The 17,632-nt window shown below is 63.4% G+C and carries 15 protein-coding genes; 11 read left to right on the forward strand and 4 right to left on the reverse strand.

Going from position 1 to position 17,632, the window contains the following annotated elements:
• Positions 1-41: 41 nt before the first annotated feature.
• From mazG to rlmD, 3 genes are all read right to left on the reverse strand, one after another.
• Positions 42-839: a nucleoside triphosphate pyrophosphohydrolase gene (mazG, locus tag BN1118_RS05740; RefSeq protein WP_043554948.1), complete on the reverse strand. Its 798-nt coding sequence runs from the start codon at positions 837-839 to the stop codon at positions 42-44.
• Positions 840-908: 69 nt separating this feature from the next.
• Positions 909-3,119 (reverse strand): GTP diphosphokinase, encoded by a 2,211-nt coding sequence (relA, locus tag BN1118_RS05745; protein WP_043142131.1) that lies wholly within the window; start codon positions 3,117-3,119, stop codon positions 909-911.
• Positions 3,120-3,492: 373 nt separating this feature from the next.
• The gene (gene rlmD / locus BN1118_RS05750; RefSeq protein ID WP_043554950.1) at positions 3,493-4,812 is read right to left on the reverse strand and encodes a 23S rRNA (uracil(1939)-C(5))-methyltransferase RlmD; all 1,320 of its coding nucleotides are present in this window, start codon (positions 4,810-4,812) and stop codon (positions 3,493-3,495) included.
• A 230-nt stretch (positions 4,813-5,042) separates the two neighbouring features.
• On the opposite strand from rlmD, the gene barA reads away from it, so the two are divergent.
• The 3 genes from barA (at position 5,043) to BN1118_RS05765 (ending at position 9,295) form a co-directional block, all read left to right on the forward strand.
• Entirely contained in the window at positions 5,043-7,754 is a 2,712-nt protein-coding gene (gene barA / locus BN1118_RS05755; protein ID WP_043554952.1) for a two-component sensor histidine kinase BarA, read from the forward strand.
• A gap of 131 nt (positions 7,755-7,885) precedes the next feature.
• The gene (locus tag BN1118_RS05760; RefSeq protein WP_005318863.1) at positions 7,886-8,365 is read left to right on the forward strand and encodes a YehS family protein; all 480 of its coding nucleotides are present in this window, start codon (positions 7,886-7,888) and stop codon (positions 8,363-8,365) included.
• 3 nt (positions 8,366-8,368) lie between these two features.
• A complete protein-coding gene (locus BN1118_RS05765) occupies positions 8,369-9,295 on the forward strand; it encodes an N-acetylmuramoyl-L-alanine amidase (protein WP_043554953.1) in 927 nt (308 codons plus the stop codon).
• A 70-nt stretch (positions 9,296-9,365) separates the two neighbouring features.
• Here the strand turns inward: BN1118_RS05765 and BN1118_RS05770 are convergent, their stop codons facing one another.
• Positions 9,366-10,163, reverse strand: a complete 798-nt coding sequence (locus BN1118_RS05770; RefSeq protein WP_043554956.1) for a DeoR family transcriptional regulator — start codon at positions 10,161-10,163, stop codon at positions 9,366-9,368.
• A gap of 272 nt (positions 10,164-10,435) precedes the next feature.
• Between BN1118_RS05770 and kbaZ the strand changes: the two genes are divergently transcribed.
• From kbaZ to BN1118_RS05810, 8 genes are read left to right on the forward strand one after another with little or no spacing between them, the layout of a single operon-like run.
• Positions 10,436-11,749 carry a tagatose-bisphosphate aldolase subunit KbaZ gene (gene kbaZ, locus BN1118_RS05775; RefSeq protein WP_043554959.1) on the forward strand — a complete coding sequence of 438 codons (1,314 nt, stop codon included), beginning with the start codon at positions 10,436-10,438 and terminating at the stop codon, positions 11,747-11,749.
• Positions 11,750-11,761: 12 nt separating this feature from the next.
• Entirely contained in the window at positions 11,762-12,931 is a 1,170-nt protein-coding gene (locus tag BN1118_RS05780) for an SIS domain-containing protein (protein ID WP_043142149.1), read from the forward strand.
• Complete coding sequence (agaV, locus tag BN1118_RS05785; protein WP_042872688.1) at positions 12,931-13,404, forward strand: PTS N-acetylgalactosamine transporter subunit IIB; 474 nt, start codon at positions 12,931-12,933, stop codon at positions 13,402-13,404. The genes BN1118_RS05780 and agaV overlap by 1 nt, the downstream gene beginning before the upstream one ends.
• Before the next feature lie 15 nt (positions 13,405-13,419).
• Positions 13,420-14,196 carry a PTS N-acetylgalactosamine transporter subunit IIC gene (gene agaW, locus BN1118_RS05790; protein ID WP_043554961.1) on the forward strand — a complete coding sequence of 259 codons (777 nt, stop codon included), beginning with the start codon at positions 13,420-13,422 and terminating at the stop codon, positions 14,194-14,196.
• Positions 14,186-15,064, forward strand: a complete 879-nt coding sequence (gene agaE, locus BN1118_RS05795) for a PTS N-acetylgalactosamine transporter subunit IID (protein WP_043554964.1) — start codon at positions 14,186-14,188, stop codon at positions 15,062-15,064. The genes agaW and agaE overlap by 11 nt, the downstream gene beginning before the upstream one ends.
• A gap of 48 nt (positions 15,065-15,112) precedes the next feature.
• Positions 15,113-15,547 carry a PTS galactosamine/N-acetylgalactosamine transporter subunit IIA gene (gene agaF, locus BN1118_RS05800; RefSeq protein ID WP_043142160.1) on the forward strand — a complete coding sequence of 145 codons (435 nt, stop codon included), beginning with the start codon at positions 15,113-15,115 and terminating at the stop codon, positions 15,545-15,547.
• Positions 15,548-16,747 carry an N-acetylglucosamine-6-phosphate deacetylase gene (nagA, locus tag BN1118_RS05805; protein WP_043554966.1) on the forward strand — a complete coding sequence of 400 codons (1,200 nt, stop codon included), beginning with the start codon at positions 15,548-15,550 and terminating at the stop codon, positions 16,745-16,747.
• Positions 16,738-17,592 carry a tagatose bisphosphate family class II aldolase gene (locus tag BN1118_RS05810; protein ID WP_043554968.1) on the forward strand — a complete coding sequence of 285 codons (855 nt, stop codon included), beginning with the start codon at positions 16,738-16,740 and terminating at the stop codon, positions 17,590-17,592. The genes nagA and BN1118_RS05810 overlap by 10 nt, the downstream gene beginning before the upstream one ends.
• The last annotated feature ends 40 nt before the right edge of the window (positions 17,593-17,632 follow it).

The following is a 17,632-nucleotide window of genomic DNA, read 5'->3' on the forward strand; positions in this document are numbered from 1 at the left end:
AAAAATCTATCAGGCTCACCGCCCCCTCATCTTGCGCCAAATCAACTTTGTTCGGTTTCCTTGGCCTTGTCCCAGGCTGCGTCCAGCTTTTCCAGCGAGCAATCGGTCATTTTCAGCCCTTCCGCGGCGATAAACTGCTCAACCTGACGAAAGCGACGTTCGAACTTGCTGTTGGCGCCCCGCAGAACCTGCTCCGGATCCTTGCCAAGATGACGTACCAGGTTGACGGTGGCAAACAGCAGGTCACCGAGCTCATCGCTCACCCGCGCCTCGTCGACGTCGGCCATCAGCGCCTCTTCCATCACCTCGTCGATCTCTTCGTGGATCTTGTCCACCACGGGGCCCAGCGTCTTCCAGTCGAAGCCAACAGTGGCACAGCGCTTCTGGATCTTGGCCGAACGGGTCAGGGCCGGCAGCGCGAGCGGTATGTCATCCAGCACGCTTTCCTTGTCGAGCGCGGCCCGCTCTTTGGCCTTCTCGGCCTCCCAGTTCACCTTCACCGCCTGCTCGTCACCGAGATCCGCATCGGAAAACACATGGGGGTGGCGACGAATGAGCTTCTCGCTCACCGTATCCACGATATCGGCGAAATCGAACAGCCCCTGCTCCTTGCCCAGCTGGGCGTAGAACACCACCTGGAACAGCAAATCACCGAGCTCCCCCTTCAATCCCTGCCAATCGCGGGTTTCGATGGCATCGGCGACCTCATAGGCCTCTTCCAGGGTGTGCGGCACTATGGTCTGGAAGCTCTGCTTGAGATCCCAGGGGCAACCCTCTTGCGGGTCACGCAGGCGAGACATGATATCGAGCAATTGAGAGAGGTCGTAACGTTGGGACATGGGAGATCCGCTTTCAGGTCGTTCAAACAGAGGAAAAGCGACCGGCCACCCTAGGCCGGTCGCTGGGTATCAGAGGCGCTTGGCGCTGATCACGTCGTTGAGCTGGCTGAGCTTGGCCAACGCCCGGTTGAAGGCGTTGATGTTGTAAATCTCCAGCTCCATGTCGATCTCGGCGGTCTGCTCGCGCACGTTGGAGCGCGAACGCACCCCCATCACGTTGATCTTCTCGTTGGCCAGCACTGTGGTGATGTCCCGCAGCAGACCCGAGCGGTCGTTGGAGAGGATGCGGATGGTAAGGCCATAACCACCCGAGTAGTTCTCCCCCCACACCGCATCGATCAGTCGCTCCGGGTTGCGACGGGAGAGCTCCTTGAGCTGCTCGCAATCATCCCTGTGGATGGACACCCCGCGCCCCATGGTGATGAAACCCTGAATGGTGTCGCCCGGGATGGGCTGGCAGCAGCGGGCGATATGGGTCATCAGATTGCCGACCCCTTCCACCACTATGTGATCCTTGGGCTTGGGCCGGAACGGGGTGTTGGCCTTCTGCTCCAGTTTTTCCAGCACACGGCGATCTTCTTCCTCCGCCGTCGGCTTGTTGTAACGGGTGTCCAGGTAGTTGAGCAGCTGGTTGATGCGGATGTCGCCGCTGCCGATACCGGCCAGCAGGTCTTCCAGCTCCTCTGCATGGAAACGCTCGAGCACCACCTTGTCCACCTTGGAGAGGGTCAGGTTGTGTCTGTCCAGCTCCTTCTCCAGCAGCTCCTTGCCGGCGGCTATGTTCTTGTCCCGATCCAGCTTTCTGAACCAGGTGGCCACCTTGGCACGCGCCCGGCTGGAGCGCAGGAAACCCGAGTTGGGGTTCATCCAGTCGCGGCTCGGGTTCGGCTCCTTCTGGGTGATCACCTCCACCTGGTCGCCGGTTTGCAGCGCATAGGTGAAGGGCACGATACGACCGTCAATCTTGGCGCCGATGCAGCGGTGGCCGATCATGCTGTGCACGTGATAGGCAAAGTCGAGCGGGGTGGCACCCGCCGGCAAGTCGATGACATCCCCTTTCGGGGTGAACACATAGACCCTGTCCTCGAACACCTGGCTGCGCAGATCCTCGAGCAGGGACCCGCTCTCGGAGAGATCCTCCTGCCAGGCGAGCAGCTTGCGCAGCCACTCGATCTTGTCTTCGAAGTTGTTGGCCTTGTTGGCGGCCTGGGCCCCTTCCTTGTAACGCCAGTGAGCAGCCACCCCCAGCTCGGCATCCTGATGCATCTGGTCGGTACGGATCTGGATCTCCACCGTCTTGCCTTCGGGCCCCACCACGACTGTGTGGATCGACTGGTAGCCGTTGGGTTTGGGGTTGGCGACATAGTCGTCAAACTCGCGGGGAATATGGTGGAAATGGGTATGGACTATGCCGAGCGCCGCGTAGCAATCCTGCAGCCGCTTGGTCACCACCCGCACAGCGCGCACGTCGAACAACTCGTTGAACTCGAGGTGCTTCTTCTGCATCTTGCGCCAGATGCTGTAGATGTGTTTCGGTCGGCCATAGACTTCGGCCTCCACATCCGCTTCCTTGAGGGCATCGCGCAGGGACTGCACGAACTCGCGGATGTAGCGCTCCCGGTCGAGCCGCTTCTCATCGAGCTGCTTGGCGATCTGCTTGTAGGTGTCCGGGTGCAGGTAACGGAAGGCGAGATCTTCCAGCTCCCATTTGAGCTGACCTATGCCGAGCCGGTTGGCCAGAGGGGCATAGATGTTGGTGATCTCCTGGGCCATCAGCACCCGGGTCTCTTCATCCGCCTTCTTCGCTTCCCGCAGGCAGGCGATGCGCTCCGCCAGCTTGATGACCACGGCACGCACATCCTCGACCATGGCGAGCAACATGCGACGCACGTTGTCGACCTGCTCCGGCGAGGTCTCGCTGCGGTGCAGGGTCTGCAGCGAGCGGATGGCTTCCATCTCCAGCACCCCTTCCACCAGCTTGGCGATCTTGGGACCGAAGTCTTCGTCCATCCGCTCCTGGCTGATGAGACCGGCTTCGACGAAGGGGTAGATGATGGCGGCCTTGAGGGTGCCGAGATCCATGCTGAGCATCAGCAGAATGCCCGCCATCTCGACGCCACGCACCAGCAGGCGGTTGGTGAGCGCCTCGTCACCAAGCGTCAGACAATACTGGTAGACGGTTCGCAACTGATCCTTGTCACTGTCACTCAAGGAGAGCGAGCTGACCCACTCTTCCAGGGTGAAGTTGTCTTTCAAATGAATATCGCGAACCGCAACCATGGTATCAATCCTTTAAATTATTGGGCCGAAAGCTGCCGCTTCCTCCCCCTCACCTGATGAGACTGCCTCAAATGGGGATATCTGGAGAACTTTTCAAGGCATATTGTCAATAAAGACAATAGAGTTCTCCAACAGGCCCTGCCGATTTACGAGGGGCTAGATTACCCCAATCACTCCCGCTCAGACAGCCTGATGGACGCCAGATACACCAGAATAAAAGAACATATCCGCGCCCCACACACATCAAACCAAGGGGCTGGATTACTCAGTTCATTCCCGCTCAGACAGCCCGATGGACGCGAGATACACCAGAATAAAAGAACATATCCGCGCCCCACACACATCAGACCAAGGGGCTGGATTACTCAGTTCATTACCGCTCAAACAGGGCCATGGACTCCAGATGGCCGGTGTGGGGGAACATGTCTAGCATCCCCAGGCGTACCAGTCGGTAGCCCCCTTTCACCAGCACCTGACTGTCACGGGCCAGGGTGACCGGGTTACAGGAAACGTAGACCACTCGCTTGGGTGAAAGTTTCACGACGTGCCCCATCACCTCCAGCGCACCGGGGCGGGCCGGATCCAGCAGCACCAGATCGAACCCTTCCCGCGCCCAGGACATGCCAACTATGTCACCGCTCAAGTCCGCCTTGTAGAAACGGGCATTGTCGATGCCGTTGCGACGGGCGTTCTCCTCGGCGCGGGCCACCATGGCCAGCTCCCCTTCCACGCCCACCACTTCCCGGGCCTGACGGGCCAGTGGCAGGGTGAAGTTGCCTATGCCGCAAAACAGATCCAGCACCTTGTCATCCTTGCTCGCCCCGAGCCACGCCAGCGCCTGGGCCACCATGCTCTGGTTGATGGGACCGTTGACCTGAATGAAGTCACCAGGAGCAAATGCAAGGGACAGGCCGTCCAGTGAGTAGGATGGCTGGAATACCTGATGCAACGGCTCGATGCGTTCATCGGCAGCCTGCAGATAGAGGTCTATCCCCTGCGCCTGCGCAAAGGCCACCAGCAGGGCGCGATCCCCCTCGTTGGGACGACCCGTATGGCGCAGCAGCATCATGATCCCCTGCTCGGCCTGAATGAGTTCGGCATGGCCCAGCTCACGCTGGCTCTTGAGGCGATTGAGGCAGTCGCGCAGAGGGTTAATGAGGGCAGAGAGCGGCTCGGCCAGTACGGGGCAGCCCTCGATCTCCACCAGGTCGTTGGATTGGCGACGACGAAAACCGACCCGGGTACAGCGGCCATTCTTGTCAAACTTGATGGCCAGCCGGCAGACCCGGCGGTAGGCGCGAGACTCCCCTGTCAGCACGGGCGCCAGCGCTGGCGCCTTGATCTGCCCCAGCCGCTCGAACAGGCTGACCAGGCCGGCCTCCTTGGCGGCCTGCTGATCCGCCTCACCGAGATGCTGGGCATTGCAACCGCCGCACTCACGGTAGTGGATGCAGAAGGGGGCGATGCGATTGACCGCCGGGGTCACCACCTGTTGCAAGGCGGCGTGGGCATACTGCTTCTTGTCTTCGAGGATGCGGGCCTTGACCTGCTCGCCGGGCAGCGCCCCTTCGATGAAGATCGCCTTGCCCTGATGACGGCCGATACCGACGCAGTGGTGATCCAGACTGTCTACCGTAAATTCAATACGTTGGGGCTGGGTGGATTTCTTTTGGGGCTTGAAAAACTGGGCCATAAAACTTGGTGCCTATAGGTGGCTATGTCATGATTGTGGAATCTGCAGCAGGCTATTGTCCCACAAGAATAATAGTATGACCAAATCCGGCCTGCGGGCCCGCCCACTGTCGTTTGCCCTCTTGCCAACCCTGCTCTTCGGGGGACTATCCGCATGACCCAATCCGGCCTGCGCGCTCATGTCGTGCCATTGACCATCTTGCCCACCCTGCTCATCGGGGGACCATTCGCATGACCAAGTACGGCCTGCGAGCCCGGGTGCTGGCCTTTACCATATTGCCGACCCTGATCATTGGCGGCCTGATGGCCGGCTATTTCACCTTCCACCGCTACCAGCAGCTGGAAAACAACCTGATCGATCAGGGCATCAACATCATAGAGCCGCTGGCCATCGCCAGTGAATACGGCATGACCCAGCACAGCCGGGAGTCGCTCAAGCGGCTGATTGGTCTGACCCACCGCAAGAATTCGCCGCTCATCAAGTCCATCGCCGTCTTCACCCAGGACAACCAGCTGTTCGTGACGTCCAACTATCACAGGGACTTCACCCGGCTGCGGCTGCCCGATGGCAGCCAGATCCCCGAGCTGACCAGCGTCACCCTGTACGGTGACGACATCATATTGCGCACCCCGATCCAGGCCGAGACCAGCATGGATGGCTTCCCGCTGCCCAGCGATGTAGAACCACCCATGATCGGCTACATCTCCATGCAGATGACCACAGACAGGGCCATGATCCTGCAGTATCGCGACACCTTCTTCGCGGTGATCATGGTGCTCATCGGTCTGGCCGTCAGTACCCTGTTTGGCTTCAGGCTGGTCAAGAGCGTGACCCAGCCCATCACCGACATGGTGCAGGCGGTGCACAAGATCAGGGAGGGGCGACTCGACACCCGGGTCAGCGGCCAGCTCACCGGCGAGCTGGACATGCTGAAAAACGGCATCAACGCCATGGCCAAGGCGCTCTCGGAATACCACGAGGAGATGCAGCAGAACATAGATCAGGCGACCTCGGATCTGCGGGAGACACTTGAACAGATCGAGATCCAGAACGTCGAGCTCGACATGGCCAAGAAGCGGGCGCAGGAGGCGGCGCGGGTCAAGTCCGAGTTCCTCGCCAACATGTCCCACGAGCTGCGCACCCCGCTCAACGGTGTCATCGGCTTCACCCGCCAGCTGCTCAAGACGGCGCTGACGCCGAGCCAGACCGACTACATGCAGACCATAGAGAAGTCGGCCCGCAACCTGCTCGGCATCATCAACGACATCCTCGACTTCTCCAAGCTGGAGGCCGGCAAGCTGCAGCTGGAACACATACCGTTCAGCCTGCGCGACACCCTCAACGAGACCATGCACCTGCTCGGCCCCAGCGCCCACGACAAGCAGCTCGAACTCTCCCTGCAGGTGGATGCCGAGGTGCCGGACTACCTCACCGGCGACCCCATGCGCCTGCAGCAGGTGCTGACCAACCTCACCGGCAACGCCATCAAGTTCACCGAGCGCGGCAACGTGGATGTGCGCATCGAGCAGACCGGGGGCAGCAACGGCAACAAGGTGCGGCTCAACGTGCTGATCCGCGATACCGGCATCGGCATCTCGGAAGAGCAGCAGCGCCAGCTGTTCCAGGCCTTCAACCAGGCCGACTCCTCCATCTCGCGCCGCTATGGCGGCACTGGCCTCGGCCTCGTCATCACCCAGAAGCTGGTGCAGCAGATGGGGGGCCAGATCCGTTTCGAATCCGAACTGGGCAAGGGCTCCGTCTTCTCCTTCAGCCTGGACATGGACGTCTCTCCCCTGCCCCAGACCGACAAGCTGCCGCTGGATCGCATCCAGGGCAAACGGGTCTGGCTGCTGGAGCCGGATCCCTTCAGCCACTCCTCCCTCTGCGCCCTGCTGGCGGAGTGGCAGCTGGATGTGCAGTCGCTCGCCATCGACACCATCTGGCCCGAGATGAGCAACCAGGACATGGTGATCATCGGCAGCAGCACACTGCACACACCGCAGCAGGTGATCGCCCGCCTCGACGGGCTGGACGGCCAGCAGAACACCATAGTACTGCTCAGCAGCCACGAGCCCGCGCTCTATGACGCCATGCTGGCTCACGGCGCCCAGCACTGTCTCTCCAAGCCCACCAACCACCGCAAGCTGCTGCACGCCCTGCTCTCCCCCGAGGCAGCCAAGAGCGCGCCGCTGCCCGCCCCGACCCAGCGCCAGGTGCAGCAAGTCAAGGTGCTGGCGGTGGACGACAATGCGGCCAACCTCAAGCTGATCGCTGCCATGCTCAAGGAGATGGTGAGCCAGGTGGAGGTGTGCAAGAACGGCAAGGAGGCGGTCAGACTGGCCCAGAGCCAGCCATTCGACATCATCTTCATGGATATACAGATGCCGATCATGGATGGCATCAGCGCCACCCAGGCGATCCGCAGCCAGTCCCTCAACACAGAGACGCCGATCGTGGCGGTGACCGCCCACGCCATTCCCGGCGAGCGGGAGCGGCTAATCCGGCAGGGGATGGATGACTATCTGGCCAAGCCCATCGACGAGAGCATGCTGGCCCAGCTCATCACCGACTTCGCCCATAGGCGCCACCAGAACCACGCGGATCAGCAGATCGACTGGTCTCTCGCGGTACGTCAGGCCGCCGGCAAGCTGGATCTCGCCAAAGAGATGCTGACCATGCTGATGGCCAGTTTCGACGAGGTGGATCCCGTGCTGGAGGCTGCCCTCGCCGGTCAGGTGGAGGATGCAGAGGTGCTGGCCCAGCTGCACCGCCTCAACGGCGGCTGCGCCTATTCCGGGGTGCCCGGCCTGCAACGGCTGCTCTCCCAGCTGGAGCAGCAGCTGCGCGACGGGGTGCCGGTCAGCGAGCTGGAGCCCGAATTGCTGGAGTTGCAGGATGCGATGGAGCAGGTGCGTCAGGAGGCGCCACGCTACCTCGTCTGAATGAGCGAGATGCAGGGCTGCCCGCCATTGGCAGCAGCCCCTTACCCCCTTTTCCTGACAGGGCCAGCCCCGCTTTTTCTGACGCGGGGCGCGCCAGATGGTAAAGTTGCGCCGTTTCTACAGGAGTCAACATGACCAACAACGATATTCTGCGCCGTCTGCGCTACGCCCTCACCATCAGCAATGACCAGATGGTCGAGATGTTTGCCAAGGGCAACCTGACGGTCACTCACGCCCAGCTGCACAGCTGGCTGATGAAAGAAGCCGCCGAAGGAGAAGAGCAGGAGGCTGGCTATGTCGCCTGCCCCGATGCGGCCCTGAGCCAGTTCCTCGACGGCTTCATCATAGCGCGTCGCGGTGTGCGGGAAGATGCCCCGGCCCAGGTGATCCCGAACCGGATCAACAACAACATGATACTGCGCAAGCTGCGCATCGGCCTGAACTACAAGGAAGAGGACATGCTCGGCACCCTCAAGCTCGCCGACTTCAACCTCTCCAAGTCCGAACTGAGTGCCCTGTTCCGCTCCAAGGATCACAAGCACTATCAGGATTGCGGGGATCAGATCCTGCGCAACTTCCTCATCGGCCTCACCGCCAAGTACCGCGCCTGAGTCATGGGCCAGCGTCTCCGCTCACTGTCAGCCCGCCTCTCGCTGGCCAGTGGGCGGCGCTGGCCGTCGCGTCTTCCCGCTCCGGGCGCGAACAGGGCCAGGTGGCTGCGGCTATGGCCACTCTGCCTCATACTGCTGCTGAGCGCCTGCCAGCCAGCCCCCTATCAGCTCTCGTCCCGTTACCCCAGCGCCAACCAGAATGAACGCATCGCCTTCCTGATCCTGCACTACACGGATGAGGACGATGCCCACTCTCTGCGCCTGCTGACCGAACCGGCCCACCAGGTGAGCGCCCACTACCTGATCCCCCGCGACACCGATCAGACGCCGTTCCCCGTCTATCAGCTGGTGCCCGACCGCCAGCGCGCCTGGCATGCGGGCCGCAGTCGCTGGCACCAGTATGCGGGGCTCAACGCCAGCTCCCTCGGCATCGAAATCGTCAACCTGGGCTATCCGCCGGAAGATGAGCTGCTACCCGCCCACCAGCGACGCTGGCAGCCTTACACCCGGGCGCAAATTGCCGCCATCGGCGCCCTCACCCAAGAGCTGGTGCAGCGCTATCAAATACCGCCAACCCAGGTGCTGGCCCACAGCGATGTCGCCCCCGAGCGCAAGCAGGATCCCGGCCCCCACTTCCCCTGGCGCGAGCTCGCCCTGCACTACGGGGTCGGCGCCTGGCCCGACGAGGCCAGAGTCACGGCCCTGCGCCAACAGCCAGCCCCCGCCTGGGATGCCCTCACCTGGCAACAGCAACTCGCCCGTTACGGCTATGGGGTCGCCTCAAGCGGCGCCTGGGATGAGCAGAGCCGCGCCGCCCTGCGCGCCTTCCAGCTCCATTTCCGCCCCGCCCTGGTCAGCGGCGAGCCCGATGAACAGAGCCAGGCCATACTCACCGCCCTGCTGGAGCGTTACTTCTCCGAGCCGGGCTGAGCATCGCTCCTGACAACGAAAGAGGGACGCCATGGCGTCCCTCTTTCTCAATCCCTTTTCGCGGCCCGGATCAGGCTGGCACCAGCAGCACCTCTATCCCCGCTTGGCGCAGCCCGGCCAGGGTCTCGGCCGCAATGGCGTCATCCGTGATCAGGGTGTGGATCCGCCGGGTGTCGACTATCTTGTGCAGGCTCAAGCGCCCAAACTTGCTGGAATCCGTCACCACTATGATGCGCTCGGCCACGTGGCACATGCAGCGGTTGAGGCGCGCCTCATCCTCATGATGGGTGCTGACACCGCGCTCCAGATCGATGCCATCCACCCCGAGAAACAGCAGGTCGAAGTGGTAGTTCTGCAGGGACAGATCCGCCTGGGCGCCGTAGAAAGAGAGCGACTTGCGGCGCAGGTGTCCCCCCGTCATCAGCAGCTCCACCCCCTCAACCTCCAACAGGGCATTGGCCACGTTCATGCCGTTGGTCATCACCACTATCTCCTGATGCTCGCGCAGGTGCCGCGCCACCTCCAGGGTGGTGGTCCCCGAGTCGAGAATGAGCCGACTCCCCGCCTGCACCAGGCTCGCCGCCATGGCACCGATACGCTGCTTGACCGGGGTATTGAGCACGCTCTTGTCGGCTATGGTGCGCTCGGGCACCGCCTGATTCGGTTCGCACAAGAGGGCGCCACCATAGGCGCGTACCGCCACCCCCTGCTTCTCCAGAAACGCCAGATCGTTGCGAATGGTGACTGTGGATACCTGATAGTGACTGGCCAGCTCGTTGACCTGGACGCTGCCATTGCTGCGCAGTTGCTGAATGATGCGTTCCCGCCGCTCGCTGGTGCCGAGCACGCTTTTTTCGGTTGTTTGCATAGTCTCTCTGCCGGAGTGCTGTGGTGAAAACCTGGGCTTTCACTTCGTTACGTTTGCCTATTAACGCCCAGCCTTTATGCCAAATCAAGCTTTCATTGGTTTAAAAAGCCTCACAAGACTCTTCCGGAACGTCAAAAGCCTTTCGATTCATTTCTTTTTGTGATCTTGCTCAAGATGCGAGCACGCTTTTATTTCGTTAAAGGGGCGAGGCGCCTAGGGTAAAGAAAGACATCGAAAGATAAAAATCGCATTCAGCCATGAGGAAGAGGGAAATGAAATCAATGCTGGCACTGATCGCACGACACAAGCAGGGGGAACCGGTCGGGATCCATGCCGTCTGCTCTGCCCACCCGCTGGTGCTGGAGGCCGCCCTGCGGCTGGCGGCACAAGGAGATGATCTGCTGCTGGTCGAGGCCACCTCCAATCAGGTGGATCAATTCGGCGGCTATACCGGCATGACGCCGGTGGATTTTCGCGATCGCCTGCACCGGCTCGCCGCCGAGTGCGACTTTCCCTTGCAGCGACTGGTATTGGGAGGCGATCACCTGGGCCCCAACCGCTGGCAGGGGGAGCCGGCCGAGCAGGCCATGGAACACGCCGAGGTGCTGATCGCCAGCTATGTCGCCGCCGGCTTCAAGAAGATCCACCTCGATTGCAGCATGTCCTGCCTGGGGGATCCTGTGCCGCTCCCCGATGAGCTGGTCGCCGAGCGGGCCGCCCGGCTGGCCCGGATCGCCGAGCAGACCTGCCAGGCCGAGTTTGGCTGTTGCGATCTGGTCTATGTGATAGGCACAGAGGTGCCGGTACCGGGCGGTGCCCATGAGCAACTGGCCGAGCTGGCCGTGACCACACCGGAAGCCGCCCGCCATACCTTGAACACCCACCAGCAGGCCTTCGCCCGGGTCGGGCTCGACGCCATCTGGCCCAGGGTGATCGGCCTGGTGGTGCAACCCGGGGTGGAGTTCGATCACACCCATGTCATCGACTACCGCTCCGACAAGGCCGCCCCCCTCAGCCGGATGATCGAAGCCTATCCCCATCTGGTGTTCGAAGCGCACTCCACCGATTACCAGACCCCAGACGCCTACTGCCAGCTGGTGCGCGATCACTTCGCCATCCTCAAGGTCGGCCCGGCCCTCACCTTCGCCCTGCGGGAGGCGCTGTTCGCCCTCGCCGCCATCGAGGAGGAGCTGGTGGTCGCCCGCGCCTGCTCGGGTCTGCGCCAGGTGCTGGAGGAGACAATGCTGGATCGTCCCGACTTCTGGCGCAGCCACTATCAGGGCAATGCCAACGAGTGCCGGCTGGCCCGCGGTTACAGCTATTCCGACCGCATTCGCTACTACTGGCCCGACAGCCGGGTCGACGACTGCTACGCCCGGCTGCTCGCCAACCTGGCCGCCGAGCCAATTCCCCTGCCTCTGCTCAGCCAGCATCTGCCGCTGCAATACCGCAAGGTACGCCAGGGCACGCTGTCGGCCAGGGCCCACGACCTTATTCTCGATCAGGTGCAGGAGGTGCTGCGTCAATACGCCCATGCCTGTGGCACCACCCCCGTCAGTCATTCCCGGCTCACCCCGGTTGCATAAGGAGTTGTAGAGATGATCCTCGGTTATCCAGAAGAGACACTGCGCAAGGCCAACGGCCTGGCCACCGCCCGCGAAATCCGCCAGCAACCCGCCGCCTGGCGGGAGACTCTCACCATGGTGGAGGAGTGCCGCGCCACCATAGAACGCTTCCTGCTGCCCCTGCTGTCCCGGGGCAACCTGCGGGTGATCCTGACCGGCGCCGGCACCTCCGCCTTTGCCGGCCGGGCCCTGGCACCCTACCTCTGCGCCAGACTCAATGGTCGCTTCGAGGCGATCGCCACCACCGACATAGTCACAGACCCTGGCGAATACCTGGCGCAGGATTGCCCGACTCTGCTCATCTCCTTCGCCCGCTCCGGCAACAGCCCGGAGAGCGTGGCCGCGGTCGAACTGGCCAGCCAGCTGCTGAGCGAGTGCCACCACCTGGTGCTCACCTGCAACGGCGAGGGGGAACTCTATCGTCGCTGCCAGAAGGATGCCCGCTCCCTGGCGCTGCTGATGCCGCCCCAGACCCACGACCGCAGCTTCGCCATGACCAGCAGCCTGACCAGCATGATGCTGAGCTGCCTGGCGGTGTTCCTGCCGCGCCAGTTCAATCCCGCCGCCAGCCAGCCGCTCATCGCCCTGGGGGACGCCATTCTGCCACAGGCCGAACTGAGCGTGCCCGAGTGGAATCAACCGCTGCCGGAGCGGGTCATCTACCTCGGCAGCGGCAGCCTGCAGGGGGTGGCCCAGGAGGCGGCGCTCAAGCTGCTTGAACTCACCTCGGGTCAGCTGATGGCCATGTACGACTCCCCCACAGGTTTTCGCCACGGGCCCAAGTCGGCCATCAACCGCCAGACCCTGATAGTGCTGATGATCTCCAACGATCCCTACACCCGCCAGTACGATCTGGACCTGCTCGGCGAGCTGCGTCAGGAGGGCCACGCCGCCCGGGTCGTCGCCCTGGCCGATCGGCACCATCCCGCCATCGAGGAAGGCGAACATATCTACCTGCCCACCCCCCTCAACGGCGACGATGCCGAACTGGCGTTCTGCTACCTGCTCTACGCCCAGTACTACGCCTTCCACACGGCGCTGGCGCTGGGCATCACCCCGGACAATCCCTGCCCGAGCGGCCGGGTCAACCGGGTCGTGCAGGGCGTCAACATCTATCCGTTCAACCAGCAAGGAGGCGTCTGATGCCCAACATAGTGCTGAGCCGTATCGACGAGCGCCTGATCCACGGTCAGGTCGGGGTGCAATGGGTCGGGTTTGCCGGCGCCAACCTGGTGCTGGTGGCCAATGACGAGGTGGCGGAAGACCCCATACAGCAGAACCTGATGGAGATGGTGCTGGCGGAGGGGATAGCGGTGCGCTTCTGGCCGCTGCAGAAGGTGATCGACAACATAGGCAAGGCCGCCGATCGCCAGAAGATATTGCTGGTGTGCAAGAACCCGACGGATTTTCGCACCCTGGTCGCGGGGGGCGTGCCCATCCCCCGCATCAACGTCGGCAACATGCACTACGCCGACGGCAAGCGTCAGATCCACAAGACGGTATCCGTGGATGAGACGGACATAGCGGCGTTTCGCGCCCTGCAGGACGCCCACGTCGAGTGCTTTGTCCAGGGAGTGCCGACCGAACCGGCACAGGACATTTTCAACCTGATCTGATTAAGGACAATTGTGATGGAAATCAGTTTATTGCAAGGGCTCTTGCTGGGCATTCTGGCGTTCTTCGCCGGACTTGACCTGTTCAACGGCCTGACTCACTTCCACAGGCCAGTGGTACTGGGTCCGCTGGTGGGCCTGATCCTCGGCGACCTGACCACCGGCATACTGGTGGGCGGCACCCTGGAGCTGGTCTGGATGGGGCTGGCCCCGCTGGCGGGGGCGCAACCACCCAACGTCATCATAGGCACCATAGTCGGCGCCACCTTCGCCATCACCACCGGGGTCAAGCCGGATGTGGCGGTCGGGGTCGCGGTGCCGTTCGCGGTGGCGGTCCAGATGGGGATCACCTTCCTCTTCTCGGTGATGTCGGGGGTCATGTCCCGCTGTGACCGGATGGCGGAGGCTGGCGATACCCGCGGCATAGAGAGGGTCAACTACCTGGCACTGCTGGCACTCGGCACCTTCTACTTCCTGTGCGCCTTCCTGCCCACCTACTTCGGGGCCGAACACGCCAAGACCGCCATCGACGTGCTGCCCGCCCGCCTCATCGACGGCCTAGGGGTCGCCGGCGGCATCATGCCCGCCATCGGCTTCGCCGTGCTGCTCAAGATCATGATGAAGAACGTCTACATCCCCTACTTCATCCTCGGCTTCGTCGCCGCCGCCTGGCTCAAGCTGCCGGTGCTGGCCATAGCCGCGGCCGCTCTGGCCATGGCCCTGATCGACTTCATGCGCAAGGACCCGGCGCCGCAAGCCCGCCCCACCCAGGAGGAAACTGAAGATGGTATCTAACAACACAGCCCGGCAGATCGCCCCGGCGGCCGAGCCGCAACCGACCCGCACCCTCTCCGACGACGTCTACGAAGATCAGCAACTGGGGGCCGAGCTGACCCGCCAGGACATCAATCGCTTCGCCTGGCGCTCCCTGCTGTTGCAGGCCTCCTTCAACTACGAGCGGATGCAGGCATCCGGCTGGCTCTACGGCCTGCTGCCGGCGCTGCAGAAGATCCACACCAACCCCAAGGATCTCTCCCGGGCCATGAAGGGGCACATGGGCTTCTTCAACACCCACCCTTTCCTGGTCACTTTCGTGATGGGCATAGTGCTGGCGATGGAGCGCTCCAAGCAGAACGTCAACAGCATACAGAGCACCAAGATCGCGGTCGGTGCGCCGCTCGGCGGGATTGGTGATGCCATGTTCTGGCTCACCCTGCTGCCCATCTGCGGCGGGATCGGCGCCGATCTGGCGCTGCAGGGCTCCATCATGGGCGCCGTGTTCTTCTTCCTGCTGTTCAATGTGGTGCACTTCGGCCTTCGCTTCGGACTGGCGCACTACGCCTACCGCATGGGGGTCGCCGCCATTCCGCTCATCAAGGCCAACACCCGCAAGGTGGGACATGCCGCCTCCATCGTCGGCATGACGGTGATCGGCGCCCTGGTCGCCACCTATGTGCGGCTCGGCACCACCCTGGAGATCACCGCCGGTGATGCCGTGGTGAAGCTGCAGGCAGACGTGCTCGACAAGCTGATGCCGGCCTTCCTGCCGCTGCTCTACACCCTGGCCATGTATGCGCTGATCCGCCGCGGCTGGAGTCCGCTGCGCCTCATCGTCATCACGGTCGCGCTCGGTATCGTCGGCAAGTTTGCAGGCTTCCTCTAATCCGGTGCCGGCGACAGGCCGGCCCCCTTTGCTGTAAAGGAACACCTTATGTTGGGCATCATCATTTGCGGTCATGGCGGCTTCGCCAGCGGCATGGAGCAGGCCATGAACCAGATCCTCGGCGAGCAGGAGGCGGTAGTCGCCATCGACTTTCCCGAGTCCTCCACCACGGCCCTGCTGCAGGGTCAGTGCGAGGCGGCACTGGCGCGGGTCGACCGTGGCGACGGTGTGGTCTTTCTGACCGATCTGCTGGGCGGCACCCCGTTTCGGGTCGCCTCCACCCTGGCACTGCGCCAGCCAGACCGGGAAGTCGTGACCGGCACCAATCTGCAGCTGCTGCTGGAGATGACCATGGATCGCGGCGAGCTGACCCCGTCCCAGTTTCGCGAGCAGGCCCTGTGCTGCGGCCATCGCGGCCTCACCAGCCTGGTGGATGAACTGGCGCGCGAGCGGGCCGAATCGCGGGTCGAGGAGGGTATCTAGATGGCAACACGGATCCGGGCCCGTCGCCTGCTGACCGAGCAGGGTTGGCTGGAGCATCAAATGCTTGCCCATGAAGGCGGCGTCATCACCGCCATCGCCCCCATCCCGGCCGACGATCCGGTGCGGGAGGTCGAGTTGCTGGTGCCCGCCCTCATCGATGGCCACGTGCACGGCGGGGCCGGCGTCGACGTGATGGACGAGGAGGCCGGCGTGCTGGCCCGGCTTTCCCTCGCCAAGGCGGCGGAAGGGGTCGGTGCCTTCCTCGCCACCACTGTCACGGCACCGCTACCTGCCATCACGCGCGCCCTGAGCCGGGTCGCCGATGCCATGGAGAGCGGCATGCCGGGCGCCCAGCTGCTCGGCAGCTATCTGGAGGGCCCCTACTTCACCCCCGACAACAAGGGCGCCCACGATCCTGCCCTGTTCCGGGAACTCGACCTGGCCGAGCTGGCGCAGTTGCAGCGCCAGGCACGCGGCACCCTGAAGGTCGTCGCCCTTGCCCCCGAGAAGGCCAACGCCCTGGCGGCCATCTGCCACCTCAAGGCGGCCGGCATCCGGGTCATGCTGGGTCACTCCGCCGCCGGCCACGACACCACACAGGCGGCACTGACGGCCGGTGCGACCGGTCTGGTGCACTGTTTCAACGGCATGCGCGGACTGCACCACAGGGAACCCGGCATGGTGGGAGCCGGCCTGGTGCATCCCACCGCCTGGCTGGAGCTCATCGCCGACGGCCATCATGTGCATCCGACAGTCCTCAAGCTGTGCCATCGCTGCGCCGGGGATCGCCTGCTGCTCATCACGGATGCCATGCGCGCCGCCGGCATGCCGGACGGCCACTACCTGCTCGGTGACTACCGGGTGGAGATGAAGGACGGGGTGGTGCGCACCGCCACCGGCGGCCTGGCGGGCAGCACCCTCACCCTGCTCGGGGCTGTGCGCAACATGGTGCATCTGGCCGGCGTGCCCCTTGCCGAAGCCATCCAGATGGCATCGCTGGCCCCTGCCCGCATGCTCGGCATCGACGGCCAGCTCGGCTCGCTGGCCGTCGGCAAGCGGGCCAACCTGCTCGCCCTCACACCGGCCCTCTACCAGCAACATATCTGGGTCGCCGGCAGGGAGATAACTCCCGCCAGCACCCCCGCCTCTTTCTCTGAACCCGACGCCACTCAAGGCGCCAAGGAGTCCTCATGTATCTGATCTCGTCCCACGAAATGCTCAAAGATGCCCAGCGCCGCGGCTACGCGGTACCGGCCTTCAACATCCACAACCTGGAAACCGTCGAGGTGGTGGCCCGCACCGCCGCCCAGCTGAGCTCCCCCGTCATCCTGGCCGCCACGCCGGGCACCTATCGCCATGCCGGGGTCGAGTATCTGGTCTCCATCTGCGCCTCGGCGGCCCACCAGTACCGCATACCGCTGGTGCTGCACCTGGACCACCACGAGGATGAACAGGATATCCACTTCAAGGTCGAATCCGGCATCCACTCCGCCATGATCGACGCATCCCACCTGCCATTCGAGGAGAACGTCGCCAAGGTGCAGCGGGTCGTCACCTTCTGCCACCGCATGGGGGCGAGCGTGGAGGCCGAGCTGGGCCAGCTCGGCGGACAGGAGGATGACCTGATAGTGGACGCCGCCAACGCCCATCTGACCGATCCGGACAAGGCGGCCGAGTTCGTGGCGCGCACCGGCATCGACTCCCTCGCCGTGGCCATCGGCACGGCCCACGGCCTCTACAAGGAGGAGCCGCGCCTCGACTTCGATCGCCTCGCCGCCATCCGGGACAGGGTCTCCATTCCGCTGGTGCTGCACGGCGCCTCCGGCATTCCAGACCGGGACGTGCGCCGCTGCATCGAGCTCGGGGTCTGCAAGGTCAACGTGGCCACCGAGCTGAAGATCGCCTTCTCCGACGCCATGAAGGCCTTCCTCGCCACCCACCCGGATGCCAGCGATCCGCGCCAGTATCTGGTGCCCGCCATGGCCGCCATGGAGGAGGTGGTCGCCGCCAAGATCCGCATGTGCATGAGCGACGGCAAGCTGTAACCGGCCTGCGGGCTCGCCAGCCTGGTGAGCCCGTACCCGA

The sequence above is a fragment of the Aeromonas bestiarum genome (assembly GCF_000819745.1).
In the GTDB taxonomy this organism is placed as follows: Bacteria; Pseudomonadota; Gammaproteobacteria; order Enterobacterales; family Aeromonadaceae; genus Aeromonas; species Aeromonas bestiarum.